16 protein-coding genes are annotated in these 18,988 nt (G+C 71.1%); 10 read left to right on the forward strand and 6 right to left on the reverse strand.

Going from position 1 to position 18,988, the window contains the following annotated elements; translation table 11 throughout:
• From ACFV9J_RS29150 to glgB, 4 genes are all read left to right on the forward strand, one after another.
• The coding region (locus ACFV9J_RS29150; RefSeq protein ID WP_385358899.1) for a DUF3459 domain-containing protein at positions 1 to 522 on the forward strand (522 nt) is incomplete at its 5' end.
• The gene (gene treS, locus ACFV9J_RS29155; RefSeq protein WP_385358901.1) at positions 519 to 2,225 is read left to right on the forward strand and encodes a maltose alpha-D-glucosyltransferase; all 1,707 of its coding nucleotides are present in this window, start codon (positions 519 to 521) and stop codon (positions 2,223 to 2,225) included. The genes ACFV9J_RS29150 and treS, both read left to right, overlap by 4 nt.
• Positions 2,226 to 2,500: 275 nt before the next feature.
• The gene (locus tag ACFV9J_RS29160; RefSeq protein ID WP_385358903.1) at positions 2,501 to 3,895 is read left to right on the forward strand and encodes a maltokinase; all 1,395 of its coding nucleotides are present in this window, start codon (positions 2,501 to 2,503) and stop codon (positions 3,893 to 3,895) included.
• Positions 3,896 to 3,935: 40 nt separating this feature from the next.
• Positions 3,936 to 6,302: a 1,4-alpha-glucan branching enzyme gene (gene glgB / locus ACFV9J_RS29165; protein WP_385358906.1), complete on the forward strand. Its 2,367-nt coding sequence runs from the start codon at positions 3,936 to 3,938 to the stop codon at positions 6,300 to 6,302.
• Positions 6,303 to 6,333: 31 nt separating this feature from the next.
• Here the strand turns inward: glgB and ACFV9J_RS29170 are convergent, their stop codons facing one another.
• From ACFV9J_RS29170 to ACFV9J_RS29185, 4 genes are all read right to left on the reverse strand, one after another.
• Positions 6,334 to 8,601, reverse strand: coding sequence for a HelD family protein (locus tag ACFV9J_RS29170; protein ID WP_385358908.1), 2,268 nt, complete (start codon positions 8,599 to 8,601; stop codon positions 6,334 to 6,336).
• A gap of 134 nt (positions 8,602 to 8,735) precedes the next feature.
• Positions 8,736 to 9,050, reverse strand: coding sequence for a thioredoxin (locus ACFV9J_RS29175; protein WP_385359113.1), 315 nt, complete (start codon positions 9,048 to 9,050; stop codon positions 8,736 to 8,738).
• 14 nt (positions 9,051 to 9,064) lie between these two features.
• The gene (locus ACFV9J_RS29180; protein WP_003973561.1) at positions 9,065 to 9,463 is read right to left on the reverse strand and encodes a MerR family transcriptional regulator; all 399 of its coding nucleotides are present in this window, start codon (positions 9,461 to 9,463) and stop codon (positions 9,065 to 9,067) included.
• A gap of 167 nt (positions 9,464 to 9,630) precedes the next feature.
• Positions 9,631 to 11,031, reverse strand: a complete 1,401-nt coding sequence (locus ACFV9J_RS29185; protein ID WP_385358910.1) for a cation:dicarboxylate symporter family transporter — start codon at positions 11,029 to 11,031, stop codon at positions 9,631 to 9,633.
• Between the two features lie 154 nt (positions 11,032 to 11,185).
• On the opposite strand from ACFV9J_RS29185, the gene ACFV9J_RS29190 reads away from it, so the two are divergent.
• Both ACFV9J_RS29190 and ACFV9J_RS29195 read left to right on the forward strand, forming a co-directional pair.
• Positions 11,186 to 12,868, forward strand: a complete 1,683-nt coding sequence (locus tag ACFV9J_RS29190; protein WP_385358911.1) for an ATP-binding protein — start codon at positions 11,186 to 11,188, stop codon at positions 12,866 to 12,868.
• A 121-nt stretch (positions 12,869 to 12,989) separates the two neighbouring features.
• Positions 12,990 to 13,679 carry a response regulator gene (locus ACFV9J_RS29195; RefSeq protein WP_362102799.1) on the forward strand — a complete coding sequence of 230 codons (690 nt, stop codon included), beginning with the start codon at positions 12,990 to 12,992 and terminating at the stop codon, positions 13,677 to 13,679.
• Positions 13,680 to 13,700: 21 nt separating this feature from the next.
• Here the strand turns inward: ACFV9J_RS29195 and ACFV9J_RS29200 are convergent, their stop codons facing one another.
• A complete protein-coding gene (locus ACFV9J_RS29200; RefSeq protein WP_385358914.1) occupies positions 13,701 to 13,838 on the reverse strand; it encodes a hypothetical protein in 138 nt (45 codons plus the stop codon).
• 107 nt (positions 13,839 to 13,945) lie between these two features.
• Here ACFV9J_RS29200 and ACFV9J_RS29205 point away from each other — a divergent pair, with 107 nt between their 5' ends.
• The 4 genes from ACFV9J_RS29205 (at position 13,946) to ACFV9J_RS29220 (ending at position 17,892) form a co-directional block, all read left to right on the forward strand.
• Entirely contained in the window at positions 13,946 to 15,322 is a 1,377-nt protein-coding gene (locus ACFV9J_RS29205; protein WP_385358917.1) for an extracellular solute-binding protein, read from the forward strand.
• Positions 15,319 to 16,260 carry a carbohydrate ABC transporter permease gene (locus ACFV9J_RS29210; RefSeq protein ID WP_385358920.1) on the forward strand — a complete coding sequence of 314 codons (942 nt, stop codon included), beginning with the start codon at positions 15,319 to 15,321 and terminating at the stop codon, positions 16,258 to 16,260. Before ACFV9J_RS29205 ends, ACFV9J_RS29210 begins: the two co-directional genes overlap by 4 nt.
• A 1-nt stretch (position 16,261) precedes the next feature.
• On the forward strand, positions 16,262 to 17,101 hold the full coding sequence (locus tag ACFV9J_RS29215) for a carbohydrate ABC transporter permease (RefSeq protein ID WP_385358922.1): 840 nt from the start codon (positions 16,262 to 16,264) through the stop codon (positions 17,099 to 17,101).
• Between the two features lie 77 nt (positions 17,102 to 17,178).
• Positions 17,179 to 17,892: a helix-turn-helix domain-containing protein gene (locus ACFV9J_RS29220; RefSeq protein ID WP_385358924.1), complete on the forward strand. Its 714-nt coding sequence runs from the start codon at positions 17,179 to 17,181 to the stop codon at positions 17,890 to 17,892.
• Between the two features lie 40 nt (positions 17,893 to 17,932).
• Here ACFV9J_RS29220 and ACFV9J_RS29225 read toward each other — a convergent pair whose 3' ends face one another.
• Positions 17,933 to 18,958, reverse strand: a complete 1,026-nt coding sequence (locus tag ACFV9J_RS29225) for an ATP-dependent 6-phosphofructokinase (protein WP_385358926.1) — start codon at positions 18,956 to 18,958, stop codon at positions 17,933 to 17,935.
• Positions 18,959 to 18,988: the final 30 nt, after the last annotated feature.

The following is an 18,988-nucleotide window of genomic DNA, read 5'->3' on the forward strand; positions in this document are numbered from 1 at the left end:
ACCCTCTCCCCCACCTGGGGCATCTACAGCGGCTACGAACTCTGCGAGAACACCCCCCTGCGCCAGGGCAGCGAGGAATACCTCGACAGCGAGAAATACCAGCTCACCCCCCGCGACTGGACCCGCGCCGCCCGCGAGGGCACCACCATCGCCCCCCTCATCACCCGCCTCAACACCATCCGGCGCGAGCACCCCGCCCTGCGCCAACTGCGCGATCTGCACTTCCACCCCACGGACAAGGAAGAGGTGATCGCCTACTCGAAGCGGCAGGGGTCGAACACGGTTCTGGTGGTCGTGAACCTCGACCCCCGCCACACCCAGGAGGCGACGGTCTCGTTGGACATGCCGCAACTCGGCCTGGACTGGCACGAGTCGGTGCCGGTCCGCGACGAGCTGACCGGCGAGACCTACCACTGGGGCAGGGCCAACTATGTGCGCCTGGAGCCGGGCCGTACGCCCGCGCACGTCTGCACGGTTCTGCGACCGTCCCACCCGCAGATCGGAGGGTCACCCACCACATGATCGTCAACGAGCCCGTGCCGGACACCTTCGAGGACACCCCCGCCAAGGACCGGGACCCGGACTGGTTCAAACGAGCCGTCTTCTACGAGGTCCTCGTCCGCTCCTTCCAGGACAGCAACGGCGACGGCATCGGCGACCTCAAGGGCCTGACCGCCAAGCTGGACTACCTGCAATGGCTGGGCGTGGACTGCCTGTGGCTCCCACCCTTCTTCAAGTCACCCCTGCGCGACGGCGGTTACGACGTCTCCGACTACACCGCGGTCCTGCCCGAGTTCGGCGACCTGGCCGACTTCGTGGAGTTCGTGGACGCGGCCCACCAGCGCGGCATGCGCGTGATCATCGACTTCGTCATGAACCACACCAGCGACCAGCACCCGTGGTTCCAGGAGTCCCGCAAGAACCCGGACGGGCCGTACGGCGACTACTACGTCTGGGCCGACGACGACAAGCAGTTCCAGGACGCGCGGATCATCTTCGTCGACACCGAGGCGTCCAACTGGACCTACGACCCGGTACGCAAGCAGTACTACTGGCACCGCTTCTTCTCCCACCAGCCGGACCTCAACTACGAGAACCCGGCCGTGCAGGAGGAGATGATCTCCGGGCTGAAGTTCTGGCTGGACCTGGGGATCGACGGTTTCCGGCTGGACGCGGTGCCGTACCTCTACCAGGAGGAGGGCACCAACTGCGAGAACCTCCCGCGCACCCACGACTTCCTGAAGCGGGTGCGCAAGGAGATCGACGCGCAGTACCCGGACACTGTGGTGCTGGCCGAGGCCAACCAGTGGCCGGAGGACGTGGTCGACTACTTCGGCGACTACACGGCCGGCGGCGACGAGTGCCACATGGCCTTCCACTTCCCGGTGATGCCGCGCATCTTCATGGCGGTCAGAAGGGAGTCCCGCTACCCGGTCTCCGAGATCCTCGCCAAGACCCCCGCGATCCCGTCCGGTTGCCAGTGGGGCATCTTCCTGCGCAACCACGACGAGCTGACCCTGGAAATGGTCACCGACGAAGAGCGCGACTACATGTACGCGGAGTACGCCAAGGACCCGCGGATGCGCGCCAACATCGGCATCCGGCGCAGGCTCGCCCCGCTCCTCGACAACGACCGCAACCAGATCGAGCTGTTCACGGCCCTGCTGCTGTCCCTGCCCGGCTCGCCGATCCTCTACTACGGCGACGAGATCGGCATGGGCGACAACATCTGGCTCGGCGACCGCGACGCCGTGCGCACCCCCATGCAGTGGACGCCCGACCGCAACGCCGGCTTCTCGTCGTCCGACCCGGGCCGCCTGTTCCTGCCCACGATCATGGACCCGGTCCACGGTTACCAGGTGACGAACGTCGAGGCGTCCATGGCCTCGCCCTCCTCCCTGCTGCACTGGACCCGGCGCATGATCGAGATCCGCAAGCAGAACCCCGCCTTCGGCCTGGGCACCTACACCGAACTGCCCTCCTCCAACCCGGCCGTCCTGGCCTTCCTGCGCGAACACGAGGACGACCTGGTGCTGTGCGTCCACAACTTCTCCCGGTTCGCGCAGCCGACGGAGCTGGACCTCAGCGCCTTCGACGGACGCCATCCGGTCGAGCTGTTCGGCGGGGTCCGCTTCCCGGCGGTCGGCGACCTGCCGTACCTGCTGACCCTGGCGGGGCACGGCTTCTATTGGTTCCGACTCCGACGAGGGGAACACGTTGCGTAGTGATACGATTACGCCGCCCTGGTGAACAGGGCCCGAGCCCGCCGGGTGGGTGGCTCGGTCATCAACTGCGCGCGCTTGTCGCGTGAAACCTTTCCGAGCGATCGGCAAGGACACGCTCCTGCTTCGGGTGGCGTGAACACCAATGGTTCCGCCTGCGCAATCTGTAGGCACGGCCTCAGGCCACCATCCGGGCGGGACGGTTTTCTCCGTCCCGCCCCGGGCACCCCTCACGCAACCCGACGCTCCTCCGCACCCGAAGCGGAAAGGACGCGACCATGTCGGAAGCCGTCACACGCACCGTCACGAGCCCGCCAGGCCTCCTTGCGTCACTTGATCCACTACTGCGGGACTGGCTGCCACGACAACGCTGGTTCGCCAGCAAGGGGCGTCCGGTCACCGGGTTCTCGCTGGTCGCCGCCACCGAACTGCTCCCGGCCGACGCCCGCCTCGGCCTCCACCACGTGCTGGTCCGCGCCCACCAGCAGCTCGTGCCCGCACCGGGCGCGCCCGAGGAATCGGGCGACTGCTACCAGCTCCTCATAGGTATGCGCGAGGCGCTGCCACCCCGGCTGACACCCGCGCTGATCGGGCATGTGACCGAGGGCCCCCTGGCCGGACGCACCGCCTACGACGCCCTGTACGACACCCGGCCCACCGAGGTGCTCCTGGAGGCGCTGCGCGCCCGGGCCCGCATCGGCGGGCTCCGCTTCGAGCGGGACCGGGACCGGGAGATCCGCACCGGACTGGTGCCGCGGGTGATGACCGCCGAGCAGTCGAACTCGTCGGTCGTGTACGGAGATACGTTCATCCTCAAGCTGCTGCGGCGGATCGTGCCCGGCGTCAACCCCGACCTGGAACTGCCGCTGGCCCTGGCCCGCGAGGGCTGCCCCCGGGTGCCCGCACCGGCGGGGTGGATGGTGGCGGACCTGTCCGGCCGGTCCTGGGTGCTGGGCGTGCTCCAGCCCTATCTGCAGGGTGCGACCGACGGCTGGGAGCTGGCGCTGCGCGAGCTGGCCAAGGGCGAGGACTTCGCCGCCGAGGCCCGGTCGCTCGGGCGGGCCACCGCCGAGGTGCACACCGCGCTGGCCCGCGCGCTGCCGACGGTCACCCTCGGCCACGCCCAGGCGCGGCAGCTCGCCGACGGCATGATCGAGCGGCTGGCTCAGGCGGCGCGGGCCGTGCCCCTGCTCCGGTCGTACGCGCCCGGGCTGCGGACGGCGTTCACGGCGTTGGCGGACCTGGCTTCGGAGGGCCGTACCTGGTCGGCGCAGCGCGTCCACGGCGACCTGCACCTCGGCCAGTGCCTGCGCTCCCCCGACGGGCAGTGGTCCCTGATCGACTTCGAGGGGGAACCGGCGAAGCCCCTGGCCGAGCGCCGGCTGCCGCAGCCCGCGGTGCGGGACGTCGCGGGGATGCTGCGCTCCTTCGACTACGCCGCGCACTCGGCCGACGTACGGGTGCCGGGCTGGGCCGAGTCCTGCCGGGCCGCGTACTGCACCGGATACGCGGAGGCGGGCGGCCACGACCCGCGCACCGACCCGGTGCTGCTGCGCGCCTACGAGACGGACAAGGCGGTCTACGAGGTCCTGTACGAAGCCCGGCACCGTCCCGACTGGATCGAGGTGCCCCTGTCGGCGGTGCGCCGCCTGTCCGTGCCCGAACCGGCCTGACGTCCCCGCCCGCTCCCACCGCACCCAGGAGGCTTCTCCCGTGACCCCCCGCCCCTCGTCCAGCGGCCCCGACCCGAAGAAGACGACCGGGAAGAAACCGGCCGGGAAGACGCCGACCGGGAAGAAGCCGGCCAAGGCCGCGAAGAAGAAGGCGCCCCGGAAGACCACCGCCACCGCCACAGCCGCAGCCACCGCCTCCGTCCCCGGGGCAGAGGTCGCCGTCTCCCCCGCCCCCGACGCCGCCGACCGGGAGCGGCTGCTCGCCGGCACGCACCACGATCCGCACGGGGTGCTCGGCGCCCACCGGGTGCCCGGCGGGGTCGCGTTCCGGGTGTTCCGGCCGTACGCCCTGGCCGTGACCGTGCTGTCCGGGGAGCTGCGGGTCGGGCTGCACGACGACGGGGACGGCTTCTTCTCCGGCCTGGTGCCGCTGCAGGACGTCCCGGTCCACCGGCTCCTCGTGACGTACGAGGGGACGGAACAGGAGGTCGAGGACCCGTACCGCTTCCTGCCCACCCTGGGCGAGCTGGACCTGCACCTGCTCGGCGAGGGGCGGCACGAGCAGCTGTGGCGGGCGCTCGGCGCGCACCCGACGACGCACGACGGGGTGGCGGGCACCCGGTTCGCGGTGTGGGCGCCGAACGCGCGCGGTGTCCGGGTGGCCGGCGGCTTCAACTTCTGGGACGGCACCGGCCACCCGATGCGCTCCCTCGGCTCGACCGGGGTGTGGGAGCTGTTCCTGCCGGGCGTCGGCGCGGGCGAGCTGTACAAGTTCGAGATCACCCGGCCCGACGGCTCCCGCACCTTCCGCGCCGATCCGCTGGCCCGCCGTACGGAGGTGCCGCCCGCCACGTCCTCCGTCGTGCACTCCTCGGACTACGCGTGGGGCGACGGGGAGTGGCTGGCCCACCGCGCGGACGCGCCCGCGCACGAGGCGCCGATGTCCGTGTACGAGGTCCACCTGCCCTCCTGGCGTCCCGGCCTGACCTACCGGCAACTGGCCGAGCAGCTCCCCGCCTACGTGGCCGACCTCGGCTTCACCCACGTCGAGCTGATGCCGGTCGCCGAGCACCCCTTCGGCGGCTCCTGGGGGTACCAGGTCACCGGCTTCTACGCGCCCACGGCCCGGCTCGGCGACCCCGACGACTTCAGGTACCTGGTCGACCGGCTGCACCGGGCCGGGATCGGCGTGCTGATGGACTGGGTGCCGGCGCACTTCCCGCGCGACGACTGGGCACTGGCCGAGTTCGACGGGCGCCCGCTGTACGAGCACTCCGATCCGCTGCGGGCCGCGCATCCGGACTGGGGGACGCTGGAGTTCGACTTCGGGCGCCGTGAGGTGCGCAACTTCCTGGTCGCCAACGCCGTGTACTGGTGCGAGGAGTTCCACATCGACGGGCTGCGCGTGGACGCGGTCGCCTCGATGCTGTACCTGGACTACTCGCGCGAGCCGGGCCGGTGGACGCCGAACGAGCACGGCGGCCGGGAGAACCTGGACGCGGTGGCGTTCCTCCAGGAGATGAACGCGACGCTGTACCGGCGGGTGCCCGGTGTCGTGACGGTGGCGGAGGAGTCGACGGCCTGGGACGGGGTCACGCGGGCCACGCACCACGAGGGACCGAGCGGCTTCGGCGGGCTCGGCTTCGGGCTGAAGTGGAACATGGGCTGGATGCACGACTCGCTCGACTACATGAGCCACGAGCCGGTGCACCGCAAGCACCACCACGGGGAGCTGACCTTCTCCATGGTGTACGCGTACAGCGAGAACTACGTGCTGCCGATATCCCACGACGAGGTGGTGCACGGCAAGCGGTCCCTGGTGTCGAAGATGCCCGGCGACTGGTGGCAGCAGCGCGCCGACGAGCGGGCGTACCTGGGCTTCATGTGGGCGCACCCCGGCAAGCAACTGCTCTTCATGGGGCAAGAGTTCGCGCAGGGCGCGGAGTGGTCGGAGGCGCACGGCCCCGACTGGTGGCTGCTGGACCCGGAGTACGGGGCGTCGGCGGACCACCGGGGCGTGCGCGACCTGGTGCGGGACCTGAACACCGTCTACCGGGCGACGCCCGCGCTGTGGCGGCGCGACACCCACCCTTCCGGCTTCTCCTGGGTGGTCGGCGACGCGGCCGAGGACAACGTCCTGGCGTTCCTGCGCCTGGACGCCGACGGCACCCCGCTGCTCGCGGTGTCGAACTTCGCCCCGGTGGTCCGCTCCGGCTACCGCCTCGGCGTCCCCGACGACGTCCCGGCCTGGCACGAGGTGCTCAACACCGACGCGGCGCGGTACGGCGGCGGTGACGTGGTCAACCCGGACCCGGTCAAGCCGGAGGCGCAGGGGTGGCACGGCCGGCCGGCGAGCATCCGGCTGACCCTGCCGCCCCTGGCGACGGTGTGGCTGCGTCCGGCCTGACCGGGCGGCCCGCCCGTCAGTCCGCGTCCACTCAGTCCGCGTCCACCAGTCCCTTCGGCAGCGGCTCGCTGTGCAGGACGCCGAGGTGCTGGGTGGCGCGGGTGAGGGCGACGTACAGGTCGCTGGTGCCGTAGCGGCCGGGCTCGACGACCAGGACGGAGTCGAACTCCAGGCCCTTGGACTGGCGCGGGTCGAGCAGGACGACGCGGTGGGTGAGGTCGGGCTCGGCGTCCGCCGTCACGCCGTCCAGGCGGGCCGCCAGGCCCCGGTGCAGTGCGCGCGGGGCGATGACGGCGAGGCGGCCCTCCTCGGGGGTCAGCTCCCGGACCGCCTCGGCCACGGCGGCCGGGAGGTCGCCGGTGGCGCGGACCCAGGGGCGTACGCCGGTCGAGCGCACCGAACTCGGCGGCGCGAACTCCGGGTTCTCGGCGCGGACCACGGCCGCCGCGAGGTCCATGATCTCGGCCGGGGTGCGGTAGTTGACGCCGAGGCGGGTGTGCTCCCAGCGGTCCTCGACGTAGGGGGCGAGGATCTTCGACCAGGAGCCGACACCGGCCGCCTCCGCGGTCTGCGCCGGGTCGCCGACCAGGGTCATCGAGCGGGTGGGGCAGCGGCGCATCAGCAGCCGCCAGGCCATCGGGGACAGCTCCTGCGCCTCGTCCACGATGATGTGCCCGAAGGCCCAGGTGCGGTCGGCCGCGGCGCGTTCGGCGGCGCTGCGGTGGTCGTCCTCCTCCTGGCGTTCGGCGAAGCGTTCGGCGTCGATGATGTCGTGCGCGGACAGGACCTCGGCGTCCTCCTCGTCCTTGTCCTCGAACTCGTAGGTGCGGGACGCGTACGACACGTCGAGGACGCCCTGCGCGTAGGCGATCTGCTCCTCGCGCTCGCGTTCGGCGCGGGAGCGGGCCACCCGGTCGTCCACGCCGAGCAGTTCGGCGGCCTCGTCCAGCAGGGGCACGTCGGCGACGGTCCAGCGCCGGGTGACCGGGCGGCGCACGGCGGCGGCGTCCTCGGCGGGCAGGAAGGCCTCGGGGGCGGCGAGGAGGTCGGCGACCAGGCGCTGCGGGGTGAGCCGGGGCCACAGCTGGTCGACGGCGGCCCAGACCTCGGGGTTCTCGGCGAGTTCGTCGCGGATCTGGGTGATGTCGCTGGGGTCGAGGAGGTTGCTGCCGTCGTAGGGGTCGGTGCCGATGCGCTCGGCGACCATGTCGGTGAGGGTGTTGAGGATGTGGCCCTCGAAGTGCTCGCGGGCGGCGTTGTGCGGCAGCTTGGCGGCGCGGGTGCGCTCGCGGGCGACGTTGACCAGGTCGTCGTCGAGCATGAGGATGTCGCGGTCGTGCTCGATCGCGATCACCGGGTCGGGCAGTGCCTGCCGGTCGCGGACCGCCTCGGCGAGGACGTCGGCCAGGTCGGCCCGGCCCTTCACGGCCGCCGCCTCGGGGGTGTCCGTCGCCGTGGCCTTCACGCCGGGGAACAGCTCGCCGACGGTGGCGAGGAGCACGCCGGTCTCGCCGAGCGAGGGCAGCACCTCGCCGATGTAGCCGAGGAAGGCGGGGTTGGGGCCGACGATGAGGACGGCGCGCTTGGCGAGCAGTTCGCGGTGCTCGTACAGGAGGTAGGCGGCGCGGTGCAGGGCGACCGCGGTCTTGCCGGTGCCGGGGCCGCCCTCGACGACCAGGACGCCGCGGTGCGGGGCGCGGATGATGCGGTCCTGGTCGGCCTGGATGGTCTGGACGATGTCGCCCATGCGGCCGGTGCGCGCGGAGTTCAGCGCGGCGAGCAGCACGGCGTCGCCGGAGGGGTCCTCGTGGCCGGTGCGGGTCTCGTCGCCGAGGTCGAGGATCTCGTCGTGCAGGGCGGTGACCGTGCGGCCCTCGCTGGTGATGTGCCGGCGGCGGCGCAGCCCCATCGGGGTGTGGCCGGTGGCCAGGTAGAAGGGGCGGGCGACACCGGCCCGCCAGTCGATGAGGACGGGGGTGCGTTCGGCGTCGTCGGCGCGCAGGCCGATGCGGCCGATGTGGTGGCCCTCCCCGGAGGTGAGGTCGATCCGGCCGAAGCAGAGGGAGCCGTCCACCGCGTTGAGCGCGGCGAGCAGCCCGGAGCGCTCGGCGACCAGGATGTCCCGCTCCAGGCGGGCCTGCTGGGGGGTGTTGCCCTGCGCGAGCGCGTCGGTCACGGAGTCCTCGGCGTCGCCGCGCAGCGCGTCCACGCGCGCGTACAGTCCGTCGATGAATTCCTGCTCGTGCAGCAATTCATCGTCCGGAAATTCGGTGTTTGACAATTCCACTCCCGGCCGCATATACTGTGCCTACTGAACTTCTTCGCGACCTCATTCTTCTGAAGTCACGAATCAACGAATATACGCAGAGAAATCCCCCGAGCGCAATTGCTCGGGGGATTTTTCTGTGCCGGCCAGTCCGTGTGCCGGGCCGGTCAGACCACGTCGGCCAGCTCCTCCAGCAGCCGCCGCTTGGGCCGGGAGCCGACCATCGACTTCACCGGCTCACCGCCGCGGAACACCATGAAGGTCGGCATCGACAGCACCTTGTACGCGTTCGTGGTAGCCGGGTTCTGGTCGACGTTCAGCTGCACCACCCGCAGCCGGTCGCCCTCCTCCTCGGCCAGGGCGCTGAGCACCGGCGCCATCTGCCGGCAGGGCGGGCACCAGTCGGCGGTGAACTCCACCAGCACGGGCAGGTCGGAGCCGATCACCTCCGCCGCGAAGTCCGCGTCCGTCACCTCGGGCACCCCGTTGGCCGTCCTCATCCGTGTCCTCCCAGTTCGCACTTGGGCTCCGGACCCCCCGGAGCCGCCGCCTCGGCCCGCGTCAGCTGCGCGGCGACCTGCGCGCGCACCGACGTGAGCTGCTCGATCAGCGTGTCCAGCTCGGCCAGCTTGCGCCGGTAGACCACGAGGGACGCGGGGCAGGAGTCGCCCTCGGGGTGCCCGGCGCGCAGGCACTCCACGAAGGGGCGGGTCTCCTCCAGGTCGAACCCGAAGTCCTGGAGGGTCCTGATCTGCCGGAGCAGCTTCAGGTCGTCCTCGTCGTAGGTCCGGTAGCCGTTGCCGCCCCGCCGCGCGGGCAGCAGGCCCCGCGACTCGTAGTACCGCAGCGTCCGCGTGGTGGTCCCGGCCCGTGCGGCCAGCTCGCCGATTCGCATACGGACGAACGTAAGCCTTGACGCGGACGTCAAGGCAAGAAGCCCCGCGCCGGGGGGAGGGCGCGGGGCTTCTTCGGGGGGCCGGGCGGCTGAGCAACGGGGGGAGCACCTCAACCGCCCGGGGTGTGCGGGAGCCGCCCCGGCATGCGGGGGGCGCCGTACGGCCGTCAGGCCTTCGCCAGCTCCTTCTCGCCGCCCTGCTCGGGCAGGTCGGGCGCGCCGGCGCCGTCACCGTCCGCGGCGCCGTGGCCGTCGTCCAGGAGGGTCTTCTCGTCGAACGGGGCCCGGCCGGCCAGCACCTCGTTCACCCGGTCCTTGTCGATCTCCTTGGTCCAGGTGCCGATGAGGACGGTGGCGACGGCGTTGCCGCCGAAGTTGGTCAGCGCGCGGGCCTCGCTCATGAAGCGGTCGATGCCGACGATCAGGCCGATGCCGTCCACCAGGGCGGGCTTGTGCGAGGACAGGCCGCCGGCCAGCGTGGCGAGACCGGCGCCGGAGACACCGGCGGCGCCCTTGGAGGCCACCAGCAGGAAGAGCAGCAGCGGGATCTGCTCGCCGATCGACATCGGCGTGCCCATGGCGTCCGAGATGAACAGCGAGGCCATGGTCATGTAGATCATGGTGCCGTCGAGGTTGAACGAGTAGCCGGTCGGGACGGTGATGCCGACCACCGGCTTGCTGACGCCCAGGTGCTCCATCTTCGCGATGAGGCGCGGCAGCGCCGACTCGGAGGAGGAGGTGGACAGGATCAGCAGGAACTCGCGGCCCAGGTACTTGAAGAGCGAGAAGACGTTGATCCCGGCGACGACGCGCAGCACCGTACCGAGGACCAGGAAGAGGAAGATGACGCAGGTCGCGTAGAAGCCGAGCATCAGCACGGCCAGGCTCTTGAGGGCGTCGACGCCCGCCGAGCCGGTGACGGCGGCGATGGCGCCGAACGCGCCGACCGGGGCGGCCCACATGATCATCGCCAGGACGCGGAAGACCAGCCGCTGGATGTGCTCGATGCCGCGCAGGACGGGCTGCCCGGCGCCGCCCATGGCCTGCAGCGCGAAGCCGCAGAGCAGGGCGATCAGCAGGGTCTGGAGCACCTCGCCCGCGGTGAACGCGGAGACGATGGTGGTCGGGATGATGCCCATCAGGAAGTCGACGGTGCCCTTGGCCTCCGCGTCGACCTGCGCCTGGCCGGTCTCCTTGACGGCGTCGGTGACCGCGAGGCCGGTGCCCGGGTCCAGGATGTTGCCGACGATCAGGCCGATGGCGAGCGCCACCAGCGACATCACCAGGAAGTAGCCCAGGGCGATGCCGCCGACCGCGCCGACCTTGGCGGCCTTGCGGACCGAGCCGATGCCCAGCACGATCGTGCAGAAGATGATCGGCGAGATCATCATCTTGATCAGGTTCACGAAGCCGGTGCCGAGCGGCTTCAGCTCGGTGGCGAAGTCCGGGGCGATCAGACCGACGGCGATACCGAGGGCGACCGCGATGATCACGGCGATGTAGAGATAGTGCGTGCGGTCGCGCTTGGCTTTGGGTGCGGCAGGTGCCGTAGCGGCGTTGCTGGTCACGGCGGCCCTCCTTGACGACGTCGTCGGCATCACCGGCGTGCGGCTCACGTCCGGGGGTGTGTAGCGGGGACGGGGTGACTATCTCCCGGCGTGTGAGCGCGGTCACCCTTGCGTTCATTTAGTTCACAATCCAGCCACGAGGGAGACTGGCGGCATGCACCTCCGCGTCCCGAGACCCCGCAGCCTGGCGGGGCAGCTCTTCGCCATGCAGGCCGTCCTGATAGCGGTCGTCGTGGTCGGCTACGCGCTGTTCAGCTACATCAGCGACCGGGGGCAGGCGGAGGAGGCGGCCGGGCGCCAGGCCAGGGCGGTGTCGCTGTCGATCGCCGACTCGCCGTCCGTGGCGGAGGCCATCCGCACCTCCGACCCGACGGCGCGCCTCCAGCCCTACGCGGTGCGCGTGATGCAGGACACCGACGTGGACTTCGTGACGATCATGAACCCCGAGGGCATCCGCTGGACCCACCCCGACCCGAAGCAAATCGGCCATCCCTTCCAGGGCCACATCGGGCGCGCGCAGCGGGGCCAGACCTTCACCGAGACCTACACGGGCACGCTCGGCCCCTCGGTCCGGGCGGTCACGCCGATCACGGACGACGGCCGGATCGTCGGCCTGGTCTCCGCCGGGATCAAGGTCGAGGAGATCAGCAAGCGGGCGCAGGAGCAGCTCACGGCCCTGTCGGGGGTGGCGGCCGGGGCACTGCTGCTCGGCGCGGTCGGTACGTACGTGATCAACGCGCGGCTGCGCCGGCACACCCACGGGATGAACGCGGACGAGCTGAGCCGGATGCACGACTACCATCAGGCGGCGCTGCACGCGGTGCGGGAGGGGCTGCTGATGCTGGACGGGCAGTACCGTGTCGCGCTGATCAACGACGGCGGACGGGAGCTGCTCGGCGTGCGCGGTGACGTGGTCGGCGCCTCGGTGGCGGACCTGGGCCTGCCGTCGCAGCTGACGGGGGCACTGCTGGCGTCGGAGCAGCGGGTGGACGAGGTGCACCTTGCGGCCGACCGAGTGCTGGTGGTGAACACCTCCCCGGTCTCCGGCGGTGAGCGCCGGGGCACGGTGGTGACACTGCGGGACGTGACGGAGCTGCAGTCGCTGACGGGCGAGCTGAACTCGGAGCGCGGTTTCACCCAGGCGCTGCGTTCGCAGGCGCACGAGGCGGCGAACCGGCTGCACACGGTCGTCTCGCTGATCGAGCTGGGACGGGCGCAGGAGGCCGTGGAGTTCGCCACGGCGGAGCTGGAACTGGCACAGGCCCTCACCGACCAGGTGGTGGCGGCGGTGGGCGAGCCGGTGCTCGCGGCGCTGCTGCTGGGCAAGACGGCGCAGGCCAACGAGCGGGGAGTGGAGCTGGTGGTGTCGCAGGACAGCCGACTGGACGACGGACTGCTGCCGCCGTCGCTGCCCGCCCGGGACCTGGTGACGATCCTGGGCAACCTGGTGGACAACGCGGTGGACGCGGCGCAGGGGGCGGTGCCGTCGCGGGTGACGGTGGCGGCGTACACGGAGGGCACGGAGGGTGCCGGTTCCGGCGGCTCCGAGCTGGTGCTGCGGGTGTCGGACACCGGCGCCGGGGTCGATCCCGCCCACGCCGACCTGGTCTTCCAGCGGGGCTACTCGACCAAGCCGGCCGGGGAGGGCGGACGCGGCCTGGGCCTCGCCCTGGTCCGGCAGGCGGTGCGGCGGCACGGCGGCACCCTGACCGTGGCGGAGGCGGAGGGCGGCGGCGCCCGCTTCGAGGCCCGGCTGCCGCTGGGGGCTGCCGGGGGCGGCGGTGCGACCGAGGCCGCGGTGGCGGGCGGCAGACCGGGCTCCGGGGGTGCGGTGTGAGACGGCCACGGACCATGGGGGCCGTCCCGGTCGGCGCGGGTCGCCCGATCGCCGCCGACGCGCACCGTGCGGCTCACGGAATCCGCCGCCCCGGCGCGACGGCTCACCCCGGGGGTGCCGTATGAGCACCGCCGCGCAGCCCATCCGGGTCCTGGTCGTCGAGGACGACCCGGTCGCCGCCGACGCGCACGTGATGTACGTCGGCCGGGTGCCGGGGTTCGTCGCGGTCGGCAAGGCGCACACGGGTGCGGAGGCCCGCCGCATGCTGGACCGCACGCCGGTCGACCTGCTCCTGCTCGACCTGCACCTGCCGGACGTGCACGGACTCCAGCTGGCCCGGTCGCTGCGCGCGGCGGGACACCACACCGACGTGATAGCGGTGACGTCGGCACGGGACCTGACGATGGTGCGCGAGGGGGTGTCGCTGGGCGTCGTCCAGTACGTCCTGAAGCCCTTCACCTTCGCCACCCTGCGCGACCGCCTGGTCCGCTACGCGGAGTTCCGGGGCACCGCCGGGGAGGCCAGCGGCCAGGACGAGGTGGACCGCGCCCTGGCCACCCTGCGCGCCCCCGGCCCGGCGGCCCTGCCCAAGGGCCTGAGCGGCCCGACCCTGGAACGCGTGACGGGCGCCCTGCGCGGCTCCTCCGAGGGCCTCACGGCGGCCGGGGTCGCCGAGGCGGTGGGCATCTCCCGCATCACGGCCCGCCGTTACCTGGAACACCTGGTGGACGCGGGCCGGGCGGGCCGGAGCCCGCAGTACGGTCAGGTGGGGCGGCCGGAGTTGGTGTACCGGTGGGTGCGGGGCCGGTGAGCCGTACGCCAAGGGGACCGCTCACGCCGCCTTCGTGTACCAAGCGATCTGTGAGGCGAGCCCCGCCACGACAAGCGCCTCCAGGACCGAGAGCCCGACGACACCGGCGAAGCCCTCCGCGCGCTCATCCGGGACATCAAGGCCGGGAAGGCCGATCACCTCCTCCAGGGGTAATCCCGCGCACACGCATTGACCTGACTAGACCATTCCTCTTACGTTCGCCACGCAGCCGTCCAGGCCACAGTGTCGTGTGCCCGTAGGAGGTCATGCCCGTGCGTCCCACCGTCCGGTTCACCGCCCTGTTCACCCTCACCGCGCTCGCCTCGACCTCGCTCGCCGCGTGCTCAAGCGGCTCCGGCAGCGATCCGGACACGGTGAAGGTCTCCTTCAAGCAGTCGACGGACAACTCCATCAAGGTGATGGACACCTACCTCGGCGACATCAAGAAGCAGTTCGAGAAGGCCAACCCGGGGAAGAAGGTCGAACTCATCCCCATCAAGGCGCCGGACTCGGAGTACTACACCAAGCTCCAGCAGATGCTCCGCTCCCCCAAGACCGCACCCGACCTGGTCTACGAGGACACGTTCCTCATCAACTCCGACATCACCAGCGGGTATCTGAAACCGCTCGACGACTACCTGGCCGAGTGGAAGGACTGGGACCAGTTCATCGACACGGCGAAGGCCGCGGCCAAGGGCGAGGACGGCAAGACGTACGGCGTGCCGGACGGGACGGACACCCGGGGACTCTGGTTCAGCAAGGACGTGTTCGCCAAGGCGGGGCTGTCCGCCGATTGGCAGCCGAAGACCTGGGACGAGGTTCTCGACGCCGCCCGCACCATCAAGGAGAAGGTTCCCGGCGTCACCCCGATCAACGTCTACACCGGCAAGCCCGCCGGCGAGGCCGCGACCATGCAGGGCTTCGAGATGCTGCTGTACGGCACGGGGGACGGCGGCTCCGATCCGCTGTACGACAAGGGCAGCAAGAAGTGGATCACGGCGGGGCAGGGGTTCGAGGACTCCCTGGCCTTCGTCGAGACCGTGTACAAGGAGAAGCTCGGCCCCGAGGTCTCCGACGCGCTCGATCCCAACTTCGGCACCAAGGTGCGCGGGGAGCTGCTGCCGCAGGGCAAGCTCGGGATCGCTCTCGACGGCTCCTGGCTGCCGCAGGACTGGCTGGAGGGCAGCGGGCACGAGTGGCCCGAGTGGTCGAAGGAGCTGGGGCTCGCCGCCATGCCGACCCAGAACGGGCAGGCCCCGGGGCGGGTGAGCATGTCGGGCGGCTGGACCTGGGCCATCCCGGCCAAGGCAAGCAACCCCGATCTCGCCTTCGAGTTCATCAAGACCATGCAGACCAAGGCGAACGCCCAGAAGTGGTACGTCGCCAACTCCGGCATCTCCGTCCGCGAGGACGTCGCCGCCGACCCCGCCTACGTCGACGCCCAGCCCGGCATCAAGTTCTTCACCGACCTCGTCGCCGACACCCACTACCGGCCCGCCTACCCGGCGTACCCGAAGGTGTCCGTCGCCATCCAGGAGGCCATGGAGGGCGTGACGACCGGTGACAAGTCGGTCGAGGAGGCGGCGCGCGGCTACGACGAGGCGCTCAAGGAGGCCACCGACAACCAGGTGGTGAGCAAGTGACGGCCACCGCGCCGGAGCACGCCGGGCCAGAGGTGCGGAAGGCGTCCGCGTCTCCGGCCTCCAGCACCCGGCCCGGCAGCGTCCGGCGCTCCCTCATCCGCGCACTGCCCGTCTCCCCCGCCGTCGTCCTGCTGCTGCTCTTCCTCGCCGGTCCGATCGTCTACTGCGTCGTCATCGCCTTCACCGACCTCCAGCTCACCGGGCAGGCCCAGGAGTCCTTCGTCGGGTTCGACAACTTCACCCGCGCCTTCAAGGACGAGGCGTTCCTCAACGCCGTATGGCTGACCCTGGTGTTCACCGTGCTGTCCTCGCTGATCGGGCAGAACACGCTGGGGCTCGCCCTGGCCTCGCTGATGCAGCGGGCGTCGAAGCCGGTCCGCACGCTCACCGGTGGCATCGTTGTCACGGCCTGGGTGCTGCCGGAGGTGGTGGCGGGCTTCCTGCTCTACGCCTTCTTCCGGCGCGAGGGCACCCTCAACGCCATCCTGGACTGGCTCCACCTGCCCTCCCAGAACTGGCTGTTCACGCTGCCGATCCTGGCGGTGTCCTTCGCCAACGTGTGGCGGGGCACGGCGTTCTCGATGCTGGTGTACTCGGCCGCGCTGAACGAGATCCCCAAGGAGGTCACCGAGGCCGCCGAGGTCGACGGCGCGAGCGGCTGGCGCCGGATGTGGCACATCACGCTGCCGATGATCCGGCGCTCCATCGGCACCAACCTGATGCTCAACACGCTGCAGACCCTGTCGGTCTTCGGGCTGATCTGGGTGATGACGCGGGGCGGGCCGAGCGGCAAGAGCCAGACGCTGCCGCTGTTCATGTACGAGCAGGCCTTCCAGAACAGTCTGATCGGGTACGGCACGGCGGTGGCGCTGCTGCTGTTGCTGATCGGCTCGCTGTTCTCGGTCGTGTACCTGCGCCTGCTGCGGACGGAGGTCTGAGATGGCCCATACCCCCGCCTCCCGGCGCAACCGGCGCCGCACCGCCGCCGACGCCGGGCTGCTGGTGGCGGCCGCGGCGTTCGTGCTGCCGCTGGCCTGGGTGGTGCTGTCCGCCCTCGACCCGCACGCGAGCCTGCGGGTCAAGGTCCCCGACGGGGTGACGCTGGACAACTTCGACGCGATCCTCACCCCGGAGATCACCTTCACCCCGCTGCTCAACAGCCTGATCCTGTGCGGCGGGGCGACGCTGCTGACGGTGGTGTGCGCGGTGCTCGCCGCGTATCCGCTCTCCCGCTTCCGGTCGCGGCTGAACCGGCCCTTCCTGCTCACCATCCTGTTCGCGACCAGCCTGCCGATCACGGCGATCATGGTGCCGGTCTACGCCCTGTTCGTGCGGGTCAACATGATCGACACCATGCAGGGGACGATCTTCTTCTTCGCCGCCTCGCAACTGCCCTTCGCGATCTGGCTGATGAAGAACTTCATGGACGGGGTCCCGAAGGAACTGGAGGAGGCGGCGTGGACGGACGGGGCGTCGTCGTTCCAGTCGCTGCTGCGGATCGTGCTGCCGCTGATGGGGCCGGGGGTGGCGGTGGTGACGGTGTTCTCGTTCGTGATGATGTGGGGGAACTTCTTCGTCCCCTTCATGCTGCTGCTCTCCCCGGACCAGATGCCCGCCTCGGTCAGCATCAACGACTTCTTCGGCAACCGGGGCATGGTGGCGTACGGACAGCTGGCGGCGTTCTCGATCGTCTACTCCACGCCGGTCGTGCTGCTGTACGTGCTGATCTCCCGGCGGCTGGGCGGCGGCTTCGCGCTGGGCGGGGCGGTCAAAGGGTGAGCCGCGCCCCCGTACGTTCCTACAATCCGTATCGCTGGCCGAACAGCCCGTAGTCAGCATCGCCGCGGACCCCTACGGTGTGGCGCGTGCGCCGACCCTCACCCGGCCCGAGTCAGTCGGGCCCTCCGTTCAACGCCCTCGCCGCCCGCCGGCTGCGTGCCGCCCTCAACATGGGACCCGAGCACGTCGCCCACGGCATCCGGGTCTCGTACGGGCTGCCGTACGTCTCCCCCGACCTCGTCATCGCCTGGGAGCGGGGGACCGCCTTCCCCGAGGGGCCGGAGCTGACCGCGCTCGCCGGGGTGCTGTGGTGCTCGCCCGGTGAGCTGATCGGGCGGCCGCAGTCCCTGCGCGAGCACCGCGTCGCCCGCGGTCTGGCACCCGAGGACGTGGCCCGCGCGGTCGGCCTCGGGCTCCCGGCCTACCTGCGGATGGAGGAGGCGGACGACTGGCGCGGCACCGACCGCCAGTCGGCCCAGCTCGCCGACGTGCTCGGTCTCACGCTGCCCGACTTCGTGACCGTCACGGGGCGCGAGGAGAAGCTGGCCGACCTGCTGACGAGCGCGGTGACCACCCGCTGGCAGGGGTGTGTGCGCCCGATCGCCAAGCTGGCACCGCTGGACCGGCGCGTCCTGGAGAACGTGCTCCAGGTGCTGCACCAGGACTACCAGGGGCGGATGGCCGCCACCCTCAGCTGGGGCGGCGGCGCCCCCGACTCGAGCGCCGGGGGCCGGGACTTCCTCGACCGGATCGTGGACCACTTCTGGACGGCGGTCGAGAAGCACCCGTAAGCGGGTCGGAGGTCTGGAGATCCAGGGTCTGGAAGAGGGTCTAGAAGACCGACTCCGCCTCGTCCATCCGGTCCTTCGGGACCGTCTTCAGCTCGGTGACCGCCTCCGCCAGCGGCACCATCACGACGTCGGTGCCGCGCAGCGCCGTCATCCGGCCGAAGTCTCCCCGGTGCGCGGCCTCCACCGCGTGCCAGCCGAAGCGGGTGGCGAGGACACGGTCGTACGCGGTCGGTACGCCGCCGCGCTGGACGTGGCCGAGGATGACCGGCTTGGCCTCCTTGCCGAGCCGGCGCTCCAGCTCGAAGGCGAGCGCGGTGCCGATGCCCTGGAAGCGCTCGTGGCCGAACTTGTCGATGGCGCCCTTGCCGTAGTCCATGGAGCCCTCGGCGGGGTGGGCGCCCTCGGCGACGCAGACGACGGCGAACTTCTTGCCGCGGGAGAAGCGCTCCTCGACCATCTTGACCAGGTCGGCGGGGTCGAAGGGACGCTCGGGCAGGCAGATGCCGTGGGCACCGGCGGCCATGCCGGACTCCAGGGCGATCCAGCCGGCGTGCCGGCCCATGACCTCGACGACCATCACGCGCTGGTGGGACTCGGCGGTGGTCTTGAGCCGGTCCATGGCCTCGGTCGCGACACCGACGGCGGTGTCGAAGCCGAAGGTGCGGTCGGTGGAGGAGATGTCGTTGTCGATGGTCTTCGGCACGCCGACCACCGGGAGCCCGGCGTCGGACAGCATCCGGGCGGCCGTGAGGGTGCCCTCGCCGCCGATCGGGATCAGGGCGTCGATGCCGAAGTTCTGGATCATGTCCGAGGCGTTCTCGCAGGCCTCGCGGAGCCGGTCGCGCTCCAGGCGGGAGGAGCCGAGAATGGTGCCGCCGCGGGCCAGGATGCCGCTCACGGCGTTGAGGTCGAGGGTGCGGTAACGGCCGTCCAGCAGTCCCGCGTAGCCGTCCTCGAAGCCGATGACCTCGTCGCCGTAGTTGTCCACCGCTCGGTGCACGACCGACCGGATCACTGCGTTCAGGCCGGGGCAGTCGCCGCCTGCGGTGAGAACTCCGATACGCATCGTGCTGTGTCTCCTGCTCGCTGTTGACAC

It is taken from the genome of Streptomyces sp. NPDC059906 (assembly GCF_042730645.1).
In the GTDB taxonomy this organism is placed as follows: domain Bacteria; phylum Actinomycetota; class Actinomycetes; order Streptomycetales; family Streptomycetaceae; genus Streptomyces; species Streptomyces rubrogriseus.

Coding starts and splice junctions, on each gene's coding strand:
- treS (WP_385358901.1), top strand. CDS start 519: ATGATCGTCAACGAGCCCGTGCCGGACACCTTCGAGGACACCCCCGCC.
- ACFV9J_RS29160 (WP_385358903.1), top strand. CDS start 2,501: ATGTCGGAAGCCGTCACACGCACCGTCACGAGCCCGCCAGGCCTCCTT.
- ACFV9J_RS29170 (WP_385358908.1), bottom strand. CDS start 8,601: ATGCGGCCGGGAGTGGAATTGTCAAACACCGAATTTCCGGACGATGAA.
- ACFV9J_RS29180 (WP_003973561.1), bottom strand. CDS start 9,463: ATGCGAATCGGCGAGCTGGCCGCACGGGCCGGGACCACCACGCGGACG.
- ACFV9J_RS29190 (WP_385358911.1), top strand. CDS start 11,186: ATGCACCTCCGCGTCCCGAGACCCCGCAGCCTGGCGGGGCAGCTCTTC.
- ACFV9J_RS29195 (WP_362102799.1), top strand. CDS start 12,990: ATGAGCACCGCCGCGCAGCCCATCCGGGTCCTGGTCGTCGAGGACGAC.
- ACFV9J_RS29205 (WP_385358917.1), top strand. CDS start 13,946: ATGCCCGTGCGTCCCACCGTCCGGTTCACCGCCCTGTTCACCCTCACC.
- ACFV9J_RS29215 (WP_385358922.1), top strand. CDS start 16,262: ATGGCCCATACCCCCGCCTCCCGGCGCAACCGGCGCCGCACCGCCGCC.
- ACFV9J_RS29225 (WP_385358926.1), bottom strand. CDS start 18,958: ATGCGTATCGGAGTTCTCACCGCAGGCGGCGACTGCCCCGGCCTGAAC.